The 16,515-nt window shown below is 63.8% G+C and carries 15 protein-coding genes; 11 read left to right on the top strand and 4 right to left on the bottom strand.

Annotated features, from left to right (window positions below; all coding sequences use genetic code 11):
• Window positions 1–93 precede the first annotated feature (93 nt).
• From JOE32_RS06860 to JOE32_RS06840, 5 genes are all read left to right on the top strand, one after another.
• Entirely contained in the window at window positions 94–288 is a 195-nt protein-coding gene (locus JOE32_RS06860) for a stability determinant (RefSeq protein ID WP_209982614.1), read from the top strand.
• Window positions 288–563 carry a type II toxin-antitoxin system RelE/ParE family toxin gene (locus JOE32_RS06855; RefSeq protein WP_209982612.1) on the top strand — a complete coding sequence of 92 codons (276 nt, stop codon included), beginning with the start codon at window positions 288–290 and terminating at the stop codon, window positions 561–563. Before JOE32_RS06860 ends, JOE32_RS06855 begins: the two co-directional genes overlap by 1 nt.
• A gap of 199 nt (window positions 564–762) precedes the next feature.
• Window positions 763–2,142, top strand: a complete 1,380-nt coding sequence (locus tag JOE32_RS06850; protein ID WP_209982610.1) for an iron-containing redox enzyme family protein — start codon at window positions 763–765, stop codon at window positions 2,140–2,142.
• Window positions 2,143–2,154: 12 nt separating this feature from the next.
• Entirely contained in the window at window positions 2,155–3,099 is a 945-nt protein-coding gene (locus tag JOE32_RS06845; protein ID WP_209982608.1) for a class I SAM-dependent methyltransferase, read from the top strand.
• Window positions 3,100–3,143: 44 nt separating this feature from the next.
• Window positions 3,144–4,391, top strand: a complete 1,248-nt coding sequence (locus JOE32_RS06840) for a zinc-dependent alcohol dehydrogenase (RefSeq protein ID WP_209982606.1) — start codon at window positions 3,144–3,146, stop codon at window positions 4,389–4,391.
• A gap of 50 nt (window positions 4,392–4,441) precedes the next feature.
• Here the strand turns inward: JOE32_RS06840 and JOE32_RS06835 are convergent, their stop codons facing one another.
• Window positions 4,442–4,870, bottom strand: a complete 429-nt coding sequence (locus tag JOE32_RS06835; protein WP_209982604.1) for a hypothetical protein — start codon at window positions 4,868–4,870, stop codon at window positions 4,442–4,444.
• A gap of 166 nt (window positions 4,871–5,036) precedes the next feature.
• On the opposite strand from JOE32_RS06835, the gene JOE32_RS06830 reads away from it, so the two are divergent.
• Complete coding sequence (locus JOE32_RS06830) at window positions 5,037–6,038, top strand: ABC transporter substrate-binding protein (RefSeq protein ID WP_209982602.1); 1,002 nt, start codon at window positions 5,037–5,039, stop codon at window positions 6,036–6,038.
• A gap of 620 nt (window positions 6,039–6,658) precedes the next feature.
• Here JOE32_RS06830 and JOE32_RS06825 read toward each other — a convergent pair.
• Entirely contained in the window at window positions 6,659–7,447 is a 789-nt protein-coding gene (locus JOE32_RS06825) for a helix-turn-helix transcriptional regulator (RefSeq protein ID WP_209982600.1), read from the bottom strand.
• An 85-nt stretch (window positions 7,448–7,532) separates the two neighbouring features.
• Between JOE32_RS06825 and JOE32_RS06820 the strand changes: the two genes are divergently transcribed.
• From JOE32_RS06820 to JOE32_RS06810, 3 genes are all read left to right on the top strand, one after another.
• A complete protein-coding gene (locus JOE32_RS06820; protein WP_209982598.1) occupies window positions 7,533–8,531 on the top strand; it encodes a bile acid:sodium symporter family protein in 999 nt (332 codons plus the stop codon).
• An 85-nt stretch (window positions 8,532–8,616) separates the two neighbouring features.
• On the top strand, window positions 8,617–8,973 hold the full coding sequence (locus tag JOE32_RS06815) for a type 1 fimbrial protein (protein ID WP_209982596.1): 357 nt from the start codon (window positions 8,617–8,619) through the stop codon (window positions 8,971–8,973).
• Between the two features lie 124 nt (window positions 8,974–9,097).
• The gene (locus tag JOE32_RS06810) at window positions 9,098–10,273 is read left to right on the top strand and encodes a sugar transporter (protein WP_209982594.1); all 1,176 of its coding nucleotides are present in this window, start codon (window positions 9,098–9,100) and stop codon (window positions 10,271–10,273) included.
• Between the two features lie 44 nt (window positions 10,274–10,317).
• Here JOE32_RS06810 and JOE32_RS06805 read toward each other — a convergent pair whose 3' ends face one another.
• On the bottom strand, window positions 10,318–11,040 hold the full coding sequence (locus tag JOE32_RS06805) for a pirin family protein (RefSeq protein ID WP_209982592.1): 723 nt from the start codon (window positions 11,038–11,040) through the stop codon (window positions 10,318–10,320).
• A 179-nt stretch (window positions 11,041–11,219) separates the two neighbouring features.
• On the opposite strand from JOE32_RS06805, the gene JOE32_RS06800 reads away from it, so the two are divergent.
• Both JOE32_RS06800 and JOE32_RS06795 read left to right on the top strand, forming a co-directional pair.
• Window positions 11,220–12,170: a GlxA family transcriptional regulator gene (locus JOE32_RS06800; protein WP_209982590.1), complete on the top strand. Its 951-nt coding sequence runs from the start codon at window positions 11,220–11,222 to the stop codon at window positions 12,168–12,170.
• A gap of 148 nt (window positions 12,171–12,318) precedes the next feature.
• Window positions 12,319–13,764, top strand: coding sequence for a winged helix-turn-helix domain-containing protein (locus JOE32_RS06795; RefSeq protein ID WP_209982589.1), 1,446 nt, complete (start codon window positions 12,319–12,321; stop codon window positions 13,762–13,764).
• On the opposite strand, the gene JOE32_RS06790 is transcribed toward JOE32_RS06795, so the two are convergent.
• Window positions 13,711–16,467: a winged helix-turn-helix domain-containing protein gene (locus JOE32_RS06790; protein ID WP_209982587.1), complete on the bottom strand. Its 2,757-nt coding sequence runs from the start codon at window positions 16,465–16,467 to the stop codon at window positions 13,711–13,713. The two genes, JOE32_RS06795 and JOE32_RS06790, sit on opposite strands and share 54 nt — an antisense overlap.
• Window positions 16,468–16,515: the final 48 nt, after the last annotated feature.

The following is a 16,515-nucleotide window of genomic DNA, read 5'->3' as shown; positions in this document are numbered from 1 at the left end:
CTGTTAAAAGCAGGCCTGCATTTCATCCGGAGGCCAGAGACAAGACTGGAGGTTGCTACTAGACTGCTGAGCATTCATACAGGAGGTCATGTCATGGGTGTTCCGCTTTCCCCAATCGTTTCCGAGTTTGAGACCGAAGAGCAGGCAAGCAGCCATGATCTGTGGTTTCGGGCAAAGGTCGAAAAGAGTCTGGCCAATCCTGGCAGTGGCGTTCCTCATGACGAAGTGATGGCGCGGGTTGAAGCGATCATTCTGGAGGCAGAACGCAAGCAGCGGTCAAAAGCCTGATGCTGGCGCTTGTTTGGCTCGATGAGGCCATTGCCGATCTGATCGATATCGTCACTTTCATTGCTGCTGAAAATCCTGATGCGGCAAGACGTTTAAAGGCCCGTCTTGAAGTGGCTCCTCTACCACTCACTGAGCATCCTTACCTCTATCCCGGCGGACGCGTGCCGGGGACTCGAGAGGTCGTGGTACATCCCAATTACGTTCTTGTTTATCGAGTAACGCTTGAGCGGATTGAAATAGTCAACGTCCTGCATTCACGTCAGAAATACCCTTGAGCCTCTCGGCACATCAGCCGCCATCAGCTGTCGGTGCTGCCTTGCACCCATAGACCACTGATCCCCGCCGTCCCAACCCCGATTGAATTTTCCGCACTGCCCGACGCTCTGCACTTTAGAGGCGCCTGCTAACGCGCGCCCGTTTGGGGTCTTCACGGTTGAAGGCCAGATTGCATCGGACTTTGCGGGAACTGCCATCATGACCCTGTTAACGGCGCTGTCGGGCCAGCCGGCCTCTGTTCATCACTCAAACCACGGCCACTATCAGCGGGTGTACCAACAGCTTTACAACGAAGCGCCCAATGCCCGCGAGCTGGCCCATGAATTTTTGCACAGCCAGCTGGCGCAGGTGCAACACGCCGCCAACGAACTGCCCGATACCCCTGAGCAACTGCCCGCCTGGGTGGAGCAACGCTGCACCGCCGTGGCCGAGCAATACGCCGAATACCTTGAACAGCGCCAGCAAGGCCGACCACGCCGTTATTTTCAGAACAGGGCTCATGCGCTCTACGTGCTGCAGCGCGTGGCGCCGACCAAATACGTCGATGGCGCCTGGCTCTACGGGCTGCTGCGCTACTGGCAGGACCAGCGCTTCGACGGCCTGCTCACCACCTACCTGGAAGAATTGGGCGACGGCGAAGCCGCGCAGAACCATGTGGTGATCTACCGTAAATTGCTCAGCGACCACGATGCCGACAGCGAGGCCGGGGTCGAAGACGAGCACTACCTGCAAGGTGCCCTGCAATTGGCCCTGGGGCTGAGTGCCGAGCAGTTTCTGCCGGAAATCATCGGTTATAACCTGGGCTACGAGCAGTTGCCTCTGCACCTGTTGATCACCTCCTATGAACTGAGCGAACTGGGCATCGACCCGTATTACTTCACCCTGCACGTCACCATCGACAACGCCGGCAGCGGCCATGCCTGCAAGGCGGCGCAGTCGGTGTTGAGCCTGTTGCCGCTGGGCGAGGGCAGGGACGAATTCTACCGGCGCGTGGCTCAGGGCTATCGCCTCAACGACCTCGGCGCGGGCACCACCGCCGTGATCGAAGGCTTCAACCTGCAGGATGAGGTGGTGGCCATGCTGGAGCGCAAGCGCAGCTTCGGTCAGCACATGCATTCGGACTACTGCCGCTTCGAGGGCAAGACCGTCAACCAGTGGCTGGCCAAGCCAGGTCAGATCGGCGACTTCCTCACCGCGCTGCAGGACAAGGGCTGGATCAAGCGCAACCAGGACCCGGCCGAAAGCCGCTTCTGGCAGCTGATCGAAGGCGCCGGCGCGGCGATGTTCGGGGCTTTCAGCGGTTATGAAAAACAAGTCCTGCACGATTGGATTGCCGGCAGCTGGGTCAGCCCGCAGCGGGTGCCACCGGTGCGGCCGGGGCGCGGCAGCCGCTTTTCCCGCGAGCAGCATCGCCCGGCAGACCCGGACACCCAGGCCCTGGTGGAGTCGCTGTGGCAGCTGCCCGACGAGCAGCAGATCAACACCCTGATCCCGTGGATGACCGCGCGACGCCACTGCCTGCCGGTGGGCCTGTATGCCACTCGCCGCTTTATCCAGCTACGTGCGCGCCTGCGCTGAGGAAGCCTGCTTATGTCTGCACAACAACTTGCCGATCGCGCCTTGCTCAACCTGGGCCGGGGTCTGAAGGAAAGCGGCTATCGCTTCATTACACCGACGCCTCTGACCCATGAGCGTGTGTTCAAACGCCTGGCCACGCCGCTGGCGATGAACCTGCGCGATGTGTTCGGCTGGTCGATGCCGTTCGACAGCGACCTGATGCCCGACGCGTTTCGCGACGAGCTGTGCCAGGCCGGGGTGATCGAAAAACACGACGCCCTGTGGCGCAGCACGGTGCGCTGGTCGAGCCTGGGTGAGCTGCTGTTTGCCCATTCGCCGTACCCTACCACCGAGGCCGACGCGGTGTTTTTCGGCCCCGACAGTTACCGATTCGCTCAGGTAATCGACGCCCATCTGCAGCAACGCTTTGAGCCGCTGCGGCGGGCGGTGGACATTGGCTGCGGCGCCGGTGTCGGTGCGTTGGTGATCGCCCAGGCACGGCACGCCGCCGAGGTGCTGGCGGTGGACATCAATCCCCAGGCCCTGCGCATGACAGCGGTGAATGCCGAGCTGGCCGGGCTGAATAATGTCAGCGTCTACCAGAGCGATATCCTGGCAAGCGTGGAGGGCACGTTCGACCTGATCGTCGCCAACCCGCCCTACATGAACGACGACGGCCAGCGCGCCTATCGCCACGGCGGCGGTGCGCTGGGCGAACAGTTGTCGCTGCGCATCCTTGAGCAGGCGCTGCAACGCCTGTCCCTGGGTGGCAGCCTGGTGCTCTACACCGGCGTGGCGATGGTGGCCGGCACCGACCCATTCCTGGAAGCCGCGCGGCCATTGCTGGGCAACGATGCGTTCGGCTGGACCTACCGCGAACTGGACCCCGATGTGTTCGGCGAAGAACTCGATAAACCGGGCTATGAACGCGTGGAGCGGATCGCCGTGGTCGCCCTCACCGTGACCTGCTTGCGGTGATGGGCGGTTAATTCAGATGCAGTCAACTCAAAGGAGAGCAACCCATGCGAGCCATGACCTATCAAGGCGCCCATAAGGTGCAGGTGGACACGGTCCCCGATCCCATCATTGAACAACCCGACGACATCATCCTGCGCGTCACGGCCACCGCCATCTGCGGCTCCGACCTGCACCTGTACCGGGGCAAGATCCCCACGGTGGAACACGGCGATATTTTCGGCCATGAATTCATGGGCATCGTCGAAGAAACCGGCCCGGCAGTCACGGCAGTGCAACGCGGCGACCGTGTGGTGATCCCCTTCGTGATTGCCTGTGGCGATTGTTTCTTCTGCCAGTTGCAACAATTTGCCGCCTGCGAAACCACCAACGACGGCCGTGGAGCGATCCTCAACAAAAAGGCGATTCCACCGGGCGCCGCGTTGTTTGGCTACAGCCGCCTGTATGGCGGTGTGCCGGGCGGGCAGGCCGAACTGGTGCGGGTGCCCAAGGCCAACACCGGACCGTTCAAGGTGCCCGGCACCCTGTCGGACGAGAAGGTGCTGTTCCTCTCGGACATCCTGCCCACCGCCTGGCAGGCCGTGACCAATGCGGGCATCGGCAAGGGCTCCAGCGTGGCGATCTACGGCGCGGGCCCGGTGGGCCTGCTCAGTGCGGCCTGCGCGCAGATGCTGGGTGCCGAGCAGATATTCATGGTCGATGACCACCCGTACCGACTGGCCTACGCGCAGAAAATGTACGGCGTGATCCCGATCAACTTCGAGGAGGACGACGATCCTGCCGACACCATCATCCGTCAAACCGCCGGCATGCGCGGCGTCGACGGCGTGGTGGACGCGGTGGGGTTCGAGGCCAAGGGCAGCACCACCGAAACCATCCTCACCACGCTCAAGATCGAAGGCAGCAGCGGCAAGGCGTTGCGCCAATGCATTGCGGCCGTGCGCCGTGGTGGCGTGGTCAGCGTGGCGGGGGTGTATGCCGGGTTTATCCATGGCTTCATGTTTGGCGATGCGTTCGACAAGGGCCTCACGTTCAAGATGGGCCAGACCCATGTGCAGCGCTTTTTGCCTGAGCTGCTTGAACACATTGAGCTGGGGCACCTGAATCCCGAGGCGATCGTTACCCATCGGCTGTCGCTGGAGCAGGCCGCGCGCGGGTACGAATTGTTTGACAAGGGCGAGGAGAATTGCCGCAAGGTGATCCTGATGCCGGGGATCGATGATCGGCCACTGGTGGAGCCGCTGGAGGAAGAGCTGACACCGGAGTTTCGTGTGCAGGGCGTGCCGGGTTTTTAGTCTGAATGGGGGAGGGGGATTGCGCCCTCCCTCATCTTTAAAGGCTGGTTTCAGGCCGCTTGAGGCTGAAGGTGCAGTTCGCCTTCTACATCCTTGACCAGCCCGCTGGCCAGAAAAAGCGGTGCCACGCGCTTGTGCAGTTGCGGCTCGACAAACGCCTTCACCGTGTCCAGCTCCAGCACACCGCTGAGCGGCAACTCGGCCTTGGTGTAGGACAACCACGCCTTCTTCAATGCCATCAGCACATCACTGCCTGCCGTCGAGGCGAAGCGGCGGTGGGTGGGTTTCGCGTCAAAGCTGAAGGTGTGCTGGAACGCATAGTCGCGCTCGTCACCGCCGCCGGCAACGCAGCGCACGCAGGTGCACGGGCCATCGCCGAACGCGCTGCGCAGGTAGGCGTTGAAGTCCACCACGTTCTTGAGTGACAGGCGCTTATCCACCTCGAACAGGTCCCCAGTCATTTTTTCGTCAGTGTTCAACGTCGATTTCCTCGCAGGTCGGCGGCAGTATTTCAAAGCGCGGCACAATAACAGCCGAGCGTTGGTTTGGGGATTATTTGCATAACAATAGATCCCGATATTCTTTTCCAGTCTTAAAAATCGTCGCTACCCTCAGTCACCTTTACGACGACGCGGCAGACCCCTCATGACTTTCAAGCGTTCTTCCCTGACCCTGCTGGCCGTCGCGAGCGCCCTGCTCAGCGTTGGCGCGCACGCCGAAGGCAAAATCAGCATCGCCCAGCAGTTCGGTATTGGCTACCTGATCCTCGACGTCGTGCGCGACCAGCACCTGATCGAAAAGCACGGCAAGGAACAGGGCCTGGATATCCAGGTGGAATGGAACAGCATTTCCGGCGCCACCGCCATGAACGAATCGCTGCTCGCCGGCGCGCTGGACGTGGTCTCGGCGGGTGTCCCGCCGATGCTCACCCTGTGGGACCGTACCAAAGGCAAACAGAACGTCAAGGCCATCGCCTCCCTGGGCTCGATGCCCAACTACCTGCTCAGCAACAATCCCGAGGTGAAGACCCTCAAGGACTTTACCGAGAAAGACCGCATCGCCGTGCCCGCCGCCGGCGTGGGTTTCCAGTCGCGCACCCTGCAGATCGAAACGGCCCGGCAGTTCGGTGATGCCAACTACAAGAAGTTCGATGACATCTCCATCAGCCTGGCCCACCCCGACGCCACGGCGGCGCTGATTGCCGGGGGCTCGGAGATCAATGCGCACTTCTCCAGCCCGCCGTTCCAGTATCAGGAGTTGTTGAATCCCAAGGTGCACAAGGTGCTCAGTTCTTACGACATTCTGGGCGGTCCGGCTACGTTCAACGTGCTTTATACGACGCAGAAGTTTCACGATGAAAATCCCAAAACCTACAAGGCGTTTTATGCAGCGCTGGCTGAGGCCGAGCAGATTATCAAGGCTGACAAGCCGGCGGCGGCCAAGGCTTATATCCGGATAGAACAGTCGAAGTTGCCGCTGGAACTGGTGGAGAAAATCGTGCAGGACCCGGAGATTGATTTCACTATCGTGCCGCAGCGGACCTATATCTATGCCGAGAAATTGCAGGCGTTGGGGGTGTTGAAGAACAAGGCGGGGAGTTGGAAGGATTACTTTTTTGAAGAGGCTTATGGGGGGGAGGGGGGTTGAAAATCCTGGGGTTGGCGGGGGGGGCATATCCGTTATTTAGGTGACGGCTAACCCGGCGTCCTGCCGGGTTACCCACGCTCCAAAGCCTGCGTTCGGCCAGCGTGTTTGACGGGGCGCCACAGATCAAAAGCAAAAGCGCGGCGGCCTTAGAGCCGACCGGAATTGGCTGCCGAACGCTGTTCAAAATGTGGGAGGGGGCTTGCTCCCGATGGCTGAGTGTCAGTCAGCTTATTGGTAGCTGACCCACTGCTATCGGGAGCAAGCCCCCTCCCACAGTTGATCTCCATTTGTCTGATGGATATCACACTGCTTTTGCTTTGCTTTGCTTTGCTTTGGCTTTTGATCTCAAGCGCCCCGTTAACCACGCTGGCCGCACGCAGGCTTGAATCCGTGGGTAACCCGGCAGGACGCCGGGTTAGCCGCGCTGGGCCAAGGATGGCCCATCGCGGCGGCCCACGGATTCAAGCCGGAGTGCGGGCACACCGAGCCCTAGCGAGGTGCCGAGTGGTGGGGCAAGAGCCCTTTTGGTTACTTTTGGGGCTCTTTTCCAAAAGTGACCCGCCGTAAGGGCGGAACCCATACCCGCCATAACCGCAGCAACGGATATACACTCGATCCGGCTAGCGAAAAAACTCCCCAGGCGTCCCCCCAAACTGCTGCCGAAACGCATTAATAAACGCCGACGTCGATTCATACCCACACCCCAACGCCACATCCGTCACCCGCTCACCCTGTTCCAGCGCGGGCAGTGCACTGAGCAACCGCAAGCGCTGACGCCAGGCACGAAAGGTCAACCCGGTATCCCCCAAAAACAACCGGCTGAGCGTCTTCTCACTCACCGCCAGTTTGCGGCTCCACTCACTCAGGGTCGTCTGCTGTTCCGGATGCAGGCTCAGGCTGCGGTAGATCTGGCGCAAGCGCGGGTCGTGGGGCAGGGGCAGCATCAAGTCCACCTGCGGCGCTGCCGCCAACTGATCCAGCAGCACCTGGGCCAGACGCCCCTGCGGCCCGTCCTCGGCGTAGGCCACCGGCAACGCGCTGAAGCTGCGAATCAGCTCGCGCAACAGGCTGCTCACCTCCAGCACATGGCAGCGCTCGACCGCCCAGGTGGTCACGCTGCAATCGAGGTACAAGCTGCGCATCTCGGTGTGCGGCGCGCTGTACACCCGGTGCGGCATGCCCGCCGGGATCCACACCGCGCGCTGCGGCGGGGCGACGAAGCGTCCGGCGCTGGTCTGAATCTCCAATACCCCGGAAATCGCGTACGACAATTGCACCCACGGGTGGCTGTGCCGGCGTGTGAGGGCGCGATTGGGCAGGGATTCGGTGCGCCCGTACACCGGACGCGGCAGGCTGGAAAGCCCGGGCACACTGCGCCGAACGGTCTTGTCGTGTCCTTTAGGCGGCATTTACTGGCTCATTGGCGTTAGTCGGTAACAGGCCGTTACGTTAGAGTCGCCACGGTGCGCTTGGCAACCCCTGGAAGATTTGCTTATGACCCGTCCACGTTTTCTCCCCGACAATTTCACCCTGACCCTGATCGCCACGGTGATCCTCGCCTCCCTGTTGCCGGTCAACGGCCAAGCGGCGGTGGCCTTCGGCTGGGTGACCAACCTGGCGATTGCGCTGCTGTTTTTTCTGCACGGCGCCAAGCTGTCGCGCACTGCCATCGTCGCCGGTGCCGGCCATTGGCGCCTGCACTTGCTGGTGTTCAGCCTGACCTTCGTGCTGTTTCCACTGCTGGGGCTGGCGCTCAAGCCGGTGCTGTCGCCGCTGATCGGTAAAGACCTGTACATGGGCATGCTCTACCTGTGCGCGTTGCCGGCCACGGTGCAGTCGGCGATTGCCTTCACCTCCCTGGCACGCGGCAATATTCCGGCGGCGATCTGCAGCGCGGCGGCGTCCAGTCTGTTCGGCATCTTCCTCACGCCGCTGCTGGTGACGCTGCTGCTCAACGTGCACGGTGACGGCGGCTCCACGGTGGATGCGATCCTGAAAATCAGCGTGCAGCTGTTGCTGCCGTTTATCGCCGGGCAGATTGCCCGCCGCTGGATCGGCGACTGGGTCGGGCGCAATAAATCCTGGCTCAAGTTTGTCGACCAGGGTTCGATCCTGCTGGTGGTCTACGGCGCGTTCAGCGAAGCGGTCAACGAAGGTATCTGGTATCAGATTCCGCTGTGGGAACTGGGCGGGCTGGTGCTGGCCTGCTGCGTACTGCTCGCCCTGGTGCTGGTGGCGTCGACCCTGTTGGGCAAGCTGTTGGGCTTCAATCAGGAGGACCGCATCACCATTTTGTTCTGCGGCTCGAAGAAAAGCCTGGCCACCGGCGTGCCGATGGCGCAGGTGCTGTTTGCCGGGGCGAGCATGGGGGTGCTGATCCTGCCGCTGATGCTGTTTCACCAGATCCAGTTGATGGTGTGCGCGGGCTTGGCGCAGCGCTATGCGAATCGGCCGGAAAGCATTCCGGAGCTGATGGCGCAGGTGGATCCTTGATCCAGGTCATAGGCACCGACGAATAAGCTCAAGTTAACGCCGCGCCAGACGACTTACTTCTCAAGAGCCCAGGAAGGAAGTCAGCATGAAGATCAAGAGCGTTTCGGTAGTGGCGGGCCTGTTGTGTGTGGCCGCAGGTGTGTGCAGCGCGGCGCAGTCGGCCGGCCACGGGGTGATCGAGTTCAGGGGCAGCATCGTGGAGGCTGGGTGCGCGACAACTGCGCGCAGTGGCGCAGTGATGGAATTGAGCGGTTGCATCGCTGACAGTCGCAGCAGCCGCCTGGAGGCGCGCAACATGGCCACGGGCGGCGGCGCGGCCCGCGCACAGCTGGTGTCGCAGAGCCGTGACGGGCGCTATTTTGACCAGCGCTACCAGCTGGTCGACGCCACCGGCAAGCCGCTCGAATCGGGCAACTATTTAATTACCCTGACGTCACCCTGAGCCCTTGCCCGACAGCTGGGCAGGCCCGGCGCCCACAGCGCCGGCGAGAAACCTATAGAATGCTCGGCAGTCACGCAGGTTCTGCGTGGCCGTTTTGACCCTCTTCAGAGTACCTCGCCGTTCCATGAGCCTTTCAGCCGCAACACCCCAGCCCAACTGGCAGCCGGTCATCGCCCTCGCGCTGGCCGCGTTTGTGTTCAACACCACCGAATTCGTGCCGGTCGGCCTGCTCAGCGCCATCGGCGCCAGCTTCGACATGCCGATTGCCAACGTCGGTCTGATGCTCACCATCTATGCCTGGATCGTTTCCCTGACCTCGCTGCCGGTGATGCTGCTGACGCGCAACATCGAGCGGCGCAAATTGCTGATCGTGTTGTTCGGCATGTTTATCGCCAGCCATATCCTCTCCAGCGTCGCTACCAGCTTTGGCCTGTTGATGGTCAGTCGCGTCGGCATTGCGCTGTCCCATGCCCTGTTCTGGTCGATCACCGCCTCGCTGGCGGTGCGCCTGGCGCCGGAGGGCAAGCAGGTGCAGGCCCTCGGCCTGCTCGCCACCGGTACGTCACTGGCGATGGTATTGGGCATTCCTCTGGGCCGCCTGCTCGGTGAAGCCATGGGCTGGCGCACCACCTTCCTGGTGATCGGCGCCTTCGCCGCGGCGCTGGTGTTCTGGCTGGCGCGCACCTTGCCGTTGCTGCCGAGCCAGAACTCCGGTTCGCTGCGCAGCCTGCCGCTGCTGTTCAAACGCCCGGCGCTGGTGGCGCTCTACGTGCTCACCGCGTTGACGGTGACGGCGCAATTCACCGCCTACAGCTACATCGAACCCTTCGTCGAAGGCGTGGCCGGCATGAGCGGCAGCGCGGTCACCCTGATCCTGCTGGTGTTCGGCGGCGCGGGCATCATCGGCTCGCTGCTGTTCAGCCTGGTGCATCGTTTCAATCCCCATCTGTTCGTGGTTGGTGCGGTGTTCATTCTCGCCGCATGCCTGGCCCTGATGCTGCCGCTGAGCGGCGCCGAGTCCTACCTGGTGCTGCTGAGCATTTTCTGGGGCATGGCGATCATGGGTTTTGGCCTCGCCATGCAGTCCAAGGTGCTGGTGCTTGCACCCGACGCCACGGACGTGGCGATGGCGATGTTCTCCGGCATCTACAACATCGGCATCGGCGGCGGCGCCCTCATGGGCAGCTGGGTCGGCAGCCACTTCGGCTTCGCCTGGATCGGCGCGGCGGGCGGGTTGCTGGCGGCGGTCGCGTTGGTGGGGTATTGCCTGGCCATTCGGCGGTTTGGGCAGGGTATCTAACCCTCAGGCGACCCCCACAGGGGGCTGCCTGATGCCAGGGAAGATCATGGCATTTGCGGCAGTTCATGGGGGCGCAGGTCGAACACCAGCACTTCGGCGTCCTCGCCCTGGCTCAGATGGATCTGCCGCTCGTCACGCACCCGGGCGCCGTCGCCTTCATGCAAGCGTTGGCCGTTGACCGCGACGCTGCCGCGCGCCACGTGGATATACAGATGGCGCTCGGTCGCCACGTCCAGGGTCGCGGTTTCGTCGCCGTTGAACAGGCCGGCATACACCCGCGCGTCCTGGCGTACATGCAGCGAGCCGTCGGCGCCATCCGGCGAAATGATCAATTGCAACCGCCCGCGTTTCTGCGTCTCGCTGAAGTGTTCCTGCTGATAGCGCGGTTCGGCGCCGGACACGTTCGGCACGATCCAGATTTGCAGGAAGTGCACGCCCTGGCGCTGGCTGTGGTTGAACTCGCTGTGGGCCACGCCGCTGCCGGCGCTCATCAGTTGCACATCGCCGGGACGGATCACCGAGCCGGTGCCCAGGGTGTCCTTGTGTTCCAGAGCGCCTTCGAGCACATAGGAGAAAATCTCCATGTCGCGGTGCGGGTGCTGGCCGAAGCCCTTGCCGGCAGCGACGCGGTCATCGTTGATCACCAGCAGGTCGGAAAAGCCCTGTTCGGCAGGGTTCCAGTAGCTGGCGAAGGAGAAGGTGTGGAACGACTTCAACCAACCGTGATTGGCGGCGCCGCGTTCAGAAGCGTTGCGAAGGGTCAGCATGGTGGTGTCCTCAAGTGAGCGCGGGCTGCAACAGGCAGGGCGCTGGCGTTGAGAAGAAGGTTAATGGTTACGCGGGTATTCATTAAGACGATGAAAGCTGAATAACCGTCTCCCCAGAGTTGACAGTAAAAGCCATGCCATAATGGCCGCCGCTTTCCCTCGTGATGGATGTTGACGCTATGAAAACCGTGGCCATGGTGCTGTTTCCGGACTTCCTGCTGCTCGACATGGCCGGCCCGCTCGAAGTGTTTTCGATTGCCAACCGCTACCTGCCGGCGGCGGACCATTACCGGATCGTCACCCTCGGCATCGATGCGGGCCAGGTGATCGCCTCCAACGGTGTGAAGGTGCAGCCCGACCTGCTGCTGCACCAGTCCGACGCCGCCTACGACCTGCTGCTGGTGCCCGGCGGCCCCGGTGCCTACAACGAATGCCATCCCGCGCTGTTGCCCTGGCTCAAGGCCGCCGCACCACGGGCCACACGCTATGGCTCGATCTGCACCGGTGCCTTTGTGCTTGGGCACGCCGGGCTGCTCGACGGTCGTCGGGTCACGACCCATTGGCACTACACCGAGCGATTGATCAAGGGCTTTCCCAAGGCCACTGTCGAGACCGACCACATCTACCTGCAGGACGGCCGCCTGATCACCTCGGGTGGGGTCACCGCCGGCATCGACCTCGCGCTGTCGGTGGTGGCCCAGGACCATGGCAAGCAGGTTGCGGTGGACGTGGCCAAGGTGCTGCTGGTGGTGATGAAACGCCAGGGCGGCCAGGCCCAGTTCAGCCCGATGACCGCCGCAGTGGCCCCCCACGAAACCGTAATCACCCGCGTGCAGAACCAGGTGCTCGCGCAGTTGGACCAGCCGTTCAGCATCGACTCGATGGCGGCGCTGGCCGGCATGAGCGCGCGGCATTTTGCGCGGCTGTTTGCCAGGGAAGTGCAGATGACACCCATGGCGTTCCTGCAGGGCGCGCGTATCGACCGCGCCCGGCACCTGCTGGAAACCACCGACCTGCCGCTCAAGACCGTGGCCTTCCACGCAGGCTTTGGCAGCGTGCGGCATATGCGCTTTCTGTTCAGCGAAAAACTCGGTCTGAACCCCACCCAGTACCGTCAACAGTTCAGTTAAGGCGCGATTGTCCGTCTCAGGCACACCAATGTCCGTCTGGTTCCCCGTGCCGGGATTGTCCCGTCGCGGCCAGCTGGCAAGATAACGCCAGGCCCCTGGAAAAGGATGCGCAGACGCCCAAGGTCGGGTGTTCCAGCGCTGTGCACAGATGAACAATGCCCCGACACTGAGTTTCGGTCCTTACACCTTTCACCCGCAACAGCGCCTGGTCAGCAAGGCCGGCTGGCCGGTGCCGTTGGGCGGTCGGGCGCTGGATATCCTGGTGGTGCTGCTGGAGGCGCGTGGCCGGTTTGTCGACAAGGAGACGTTGATTGCCCGCGTGTGGCCGAGCAGCGTGGTGGAGGAAAACAACCTGCGCGTGCACATCGCGGCACTGCGTCGGGCGCTGGATGGGCAGCGCTGCATCGTCAATGACCCGCAGCGCGGCTACTGCTTTGTCGCGCCGCTGCAAGCCGTCGATCCCCCCACAATCGCGCGCCATAACCTCGCAGCCCGGCTCAGCCCGGTGATCGGCCGCGCCGAGCTGTTGGGTGCCCTGGGGCGACGCTTGTGCGGGCAACGCGTGATGACCCTCACCGGGTGCGCCGGTATCGGCAAGAGCACCCTGGCGCTGGCGCTGGCCGAACGCGTACTGCCGCGTTACCGCGAGGGTGTGTGGTGGGTGGACCTGGCCACGGTTGCGACGCCGCAGTCGATGCTGCGCCAGCTGTGCAGCGCGTTGCAGCTGGTGTCCTGTGACACCGTCGGCGAACTGTGCCGCCAATTGACCGGGCGCCAGCTGTTGCTGGTGCTCGATGGCGCTGACCTGCTGCTCGGTGCCTGCCGCCACCTGGTGCGCTGCCTGCTGGAACAGGCGCCCCAGGTAACGGTGCTGTTGAGCAGCCGCGAAGCCTTGCAGTTGCCGGACGAATGGCTGCAGCGCGTGCCGGCTCTGGCGCTGCCCTCAGCCGGCGGCCCTGTTGAACAGGCCATGGCGTGCCCGGCGGTGCAGCTGTTTGTCGCTCGGGTGCAGGCCGCCCAGCAGGGCTTTGTCTTGCGTGCGCAGGACTTGCCGGCGCTGCACGATATCTGCAGGCGGCTGGACGGGATTCCCCTGGCCCTGGAGCTGGCTGCCGCCCAGGTCCATGCGCTGGGTGTGCAGGGTGTGCAGGCGCAGTTGCGTAATGGCCTGCAACTGCTGGCCCGTGGCCGCCGCACGGCGGTCGCACGGCATCAGTCCCTGACCGCCGCGCTGGAGTGGAGCTACGAGCGCTTGAGCGTGCCCGAACGCTGGTTGTTCCTGCAGTTGGGGGTATTCCGGATGGCGCTGACCTTGCCTGCATTGACCGAGCGAATCGCCGGCACCGAGCTTGCTCACGCGGACCTGCCTTACCTGCTCGCGCGGCTGGTCGACACCTCGTTATTGCAGGTGGAACCGGGCCCTGGCCCGTCGCGTTATCGCTTGCTCAACTGCGTGCGTAGCTACGCGCTGGCGCAGTTACGTGACCCGCAGCAGGTGGCGCGTTTGCAACAGCACTATGGGCACTACCTGGGGCCGTTTTCAGGCCAGCCGTTTGTCCTGCAACTCGTCGAGCAGGCGGCGCACGCGCATTAGGTCGCGGGTGGCGAAGCCTTCGGTGAAGCGCGCGTAGACCGAACTCAGCAACTGGTGCGCAGCGTGCCGCTGACCCTGGCGCTGCCATAGCCGCGCCAGTGAGGTTGCGCAGCGCAACTCCCAGGCCAGGGCGCCTTGCTGGTGCGCCAGGCCCAGGGCGTCGCGCAGCAACGCCTCGGCGGCGGCGCTGTCGGGCAACGCCTGGGCGCGTACGCGCAAAATCTCCGGTGCGCACCAGCCGCCATCGCCGCTGCGCACGCGTTCGAACCAGGCATCATCCACGTGCCCCACGCCCAGGGTGATCAGGATGTCCTTGACCAGGTCCAGGCCTTGCATGGCGTCGATCGACAGGTGCTGCGCATACAGCTGCGCCCAGGTCTGGAACAACTGCGCCGAATGCTTGTGCGCCTGCTGCTCCAATAGCGCCTGCAACGACTGCGCTGACGCTTCATCGCCGTTGTAGCGGGCAATCACCACGCCGGCCAGCGCCAGGGTGTAGCAGAGGGTGGTGCCATGGTTGATCTGCAGCGCCAGTTCCAGGGCCTGGCTGGCGGTGCGCCACGCCTGCTCGGGCAAGCCTTGCAGCCACAGCACCCGCGCCAGCACGGTGAGCGAGGCGACGCTCTGGTCGTATTGCACGCCAAAAGAGTGGGTAAAGCGATTGAGATGGCCGCTCTGGGCCATGCGTTGGATCACTTGCTCGGCGTTGTGTCGGGCCAGCGCCTGGTTGCCTGCATAATGCTGCGCCAGCACGCGCAGGCGTTGGGCGCTCAAGTCCAGCAGCGGGTCGCTGCGCGGGTCGAGGCGATCGAACTGAGTGCTCATGCTCAGGGCTTCACGGTAGCGACCGGCGCACAGGCTCACCGCCATATGCCCGGACACCGCGCGCAACTGACCGGCAATGTCCCCGCGGGTTTCGGCCAGCCGACGGGCGCTGACGAAGGCGTCGATGGTCTGCGGCGCGCCGCCCATGGCGTGGTAGGTCAGGCTGCCCAGCGCCAGTTGCAGTTGCATCGCCAGTTGCGTGCACGGCAACTTGGCCCGCTGCAGCAGGGCCAGTGCCTTGCCCACGTACAGCGCCTGTTCGCGCAGCAGTGACAGCTCCTGCCACAGCGGCATGGCGCTGACCGTCAGGCGAATCCCCAGTACGTGCGCGCCGGCATCGCCCAGGCCCCAATCGAGGGCGGCGCGGATGTCTTCGCGCAGCGGCGCGTAGCGGTCGATCCAGGCCTGGGTTGCGGTCAGTTCCCAGTCGTCGCGGGCCTGCTCCATCAGCACCAGGCAGCGCGCGGCATGGCGTTCGTGGGTGGCGTCGAGTTCAGCCGCCAGGGTGAGTTTTTCCAGGGCGTAGGTGCGGGTGATGTCCAGCAGGCGATACACCACTTCGTCGTCGCCGGGCTCCACGTTCAGCAGGGACTTGGCGACCAGTTGCGTGATTGAACCGAGCACATCGGCCGGCGCCTGCTGCGCTCCGGCGATCACCGCCACCGCACTGGCCAGGCTGAAACCTCCGCGAAACACGGCCAGACGGCGCAGGCAGCTCTGTTCGCCGCCGTTGAGCAGGTCGAAGCTCCAGTCGAGCGTGGCCCGCAGGGTTTGCTGGCGGGGCAGGGCGCTGCGCCGGCCATGGGTCAGCAGGCGGAAGGTGTCTTGCAGCTGCACCAGCAGGCCCGGCAGACCGAAGCGCTCGACCTGCGCCGCGACCAGTTCGATCGCCAGGGGAATGCCGTCCAGGCGCCGGCAGATCTCAATCGCCAGCGGCAGTTCGGCGTCGCTCAAGGTGAAGCTGTCCTGATGGGCGATAGCGCGCTCGATCAGCAACTGCATGGCCGGGTAACCCAGGGCCTGGGCGCGGTTGCCGGTGGCGGGCGGGCAGGCCAGCGGCTCGAGGCGTTGCACCTGTTCGCCTTCGGCGCGCAGGGCTTCGCGGCTGGTGGCGAGAATGTGCAGCCCAGGCGCGTGGCGTAGCAGGGTTTCGCTGATCAGGGCGATGTCATCGAGCAGGTGCTCGCAGTTGTCGATCACCAGCAGCAACTGGCGTTCGTGCAGGCTGCGGGCAATGCTCGGCAGCGGCTCATCGGCGCTGGGGGTGAGGTCGAGCAGGGTGGCGAGGTTGGGCAGGATCATCGACGGCGCGCTCAGCGGCGCAAGGTCCAGCAGGCGAATGCCGTCGCGGTAGTGTCCAATCAGCAGCTCCGCCACCCGCAGCGCCACGGTGGTTTTGCCGATGCCGCCGGCGCCGGTCAGGGTGATAAAGCGCTGCCGGGGCAGTTGCTGCACCAGTGTGTCGATCAACGCCTGGCGCCCGATCATGCGGGTGCGGCGCAGCGGCAGGTTGTGGCACGGGCGTGGGCCGTCATGGGGCAGGGTCATGGGCTCGATGCTCAGGGGCGCGACAAAACTGTAGCCGCGCTGGGCCACCGTCACGATATAGCGCTGCCCGGCCTGGCCGTCGCCCAGAGCCTTGCGCAGCGCCGCCATGTGCACACGCAGGTTGCCGTCCTCCACCACGCTGGTGGGCCAGACCCGCGCGATCAATGCCTGCTTGCTCACCACATCGCCTGCGTGCTCCAGCAGCACCAGCAGAATGTCCACCGCACGCCGGCCCAGGCGCAACGGCCGGCCTGCCTCGAGCACCCGGCGCTGGCGCGGGTGAACCTGATAGGGGCCAAAGTGCACGGCCGGGTCGCTGAGGTCGTTCATGGAGGGCCATGCTCGGGGAGACGGAGACGCTCAGCATAGTCCAGGCCC

It is taken from the genome of Pseudomonas sp. PvP025 (genome assembly GCF_017832155.1).
Classification (GTDB): Bacteria; Pseudomonadota; Gammaproteobacteria; order Pseudomonadales; family Pseudomonadaceae; genus Aquipseudomonas.
This window is presented reverse-complemented; position numbering and strand designations above follow the sequence as displayed.

What these genes read in the sequence shown, in the direction of transcription:
- JOE32_RS06815 (WP_209982596.1), top strand. Translation starts at nt 8,617, where the DNA reads ATGAAGATCAAGAGCGTTTCGGTAGTGGCGGGCCTGTTGTGTGTGGCC.
- JOE32_RS06805 (WP_209982592.1), bottom strand. Translation starts at nt 11,040, where the DNA reads ATGCTGACCCTTCGCAACGCTTCTGAACGCGGCGCCGCCAATCACGGT.
- JOE32_RS06845 (WP_209982608.1), top strand. Translation starts at nt 2,155, where the DNA reads ATGTCTGCACAACAACTTGCCGATCGCGCCTTGCTCAACCTGGGCCGG.
- JOE32_RS06795 (WP_209982589.1), top strand. Translation starts at nt 12,319, where the DNA reads ATGAACAATGCCCCGACACTGAGTTTCGGTCCTTACACCTTTCACCCG.
- JOE32_RS06800 (WP_209982590.1), top strand. Translation starts at nt 11,220, where the DNA reads ATGAAAACCGTGGCCATGGTGCTGTTTCCGGACTTCCTGCTGCTCGAC.
- JOE32_RS06860 (WP_209982614.1), top strand. Translation starts at nt 94, where the DNA reads ATGGGTGTTCCGCTTTCCCCAATCGTTTCCGAGTTTGAGACCGAAGAG.
- JOE32_RS06840 (WP_209982606.1), top strand. Translation starts at nt 3,144, where the DNA reads ATGCGAGCCATGACCTATCAAGGCGCCCATAAGGTGCAGGTGGACACG.
- JOE32_RS06820 (WP_209982598.1), top strand. Translation starts at nt 7,533, where the DNA reads ATGACCCGTCCACGTTTTCTCCCCGACAATTTCACCCTGACCCTGATC.
- JOE32_RS06850 (WP_209982610.1), top strand. Translation starts at nt 763, where the DNA reads ATGACCCTGTTAACGGCGCTGTCGGGCCAGCCGGCCTCTGTTCATCAC.
- JOE32_RS06830 (WP_209982602.1), top strand. Translation starts at nt 5,037, where the DNA reads ATGACTTTCAAGCGTTCTTCCCTGACCCTGCTGGCCGTCGCGAGCGCC.
- JOE32_RS06790 (WP_209982587.1), bottom strand. Translation starts at nt 16,467, where the DNA reads ATGAACGACCTCAGCGACCCGGCCGTGCACTTTGGCCCCTATCAGGTT.
- JOE32_RS06825 (WP_209982600.1), bottom strand. Translation starts at nt 7,447, where the DNA reads ATGCCGCCTAAAGGACACGACAAGACCGTTCGGCGCAGTGTGCCCGGG.
- JOE32_RS06855 (WP_209982612.1), top strand. Translation starts at nt 288, where the DNA reads ATGCTGGCGCTTGTTTGGCTCGATGAGGCCATTGCCGATCTGATCGAT.
- JOE32_RS06810 (WP_209982594.1), top strand. Translation starts at nt 9,098, where the DNA reads ATGAGCCTTTCAGCCGCAACACCCCAGCCCAACTGGCAGCCGGTCATC.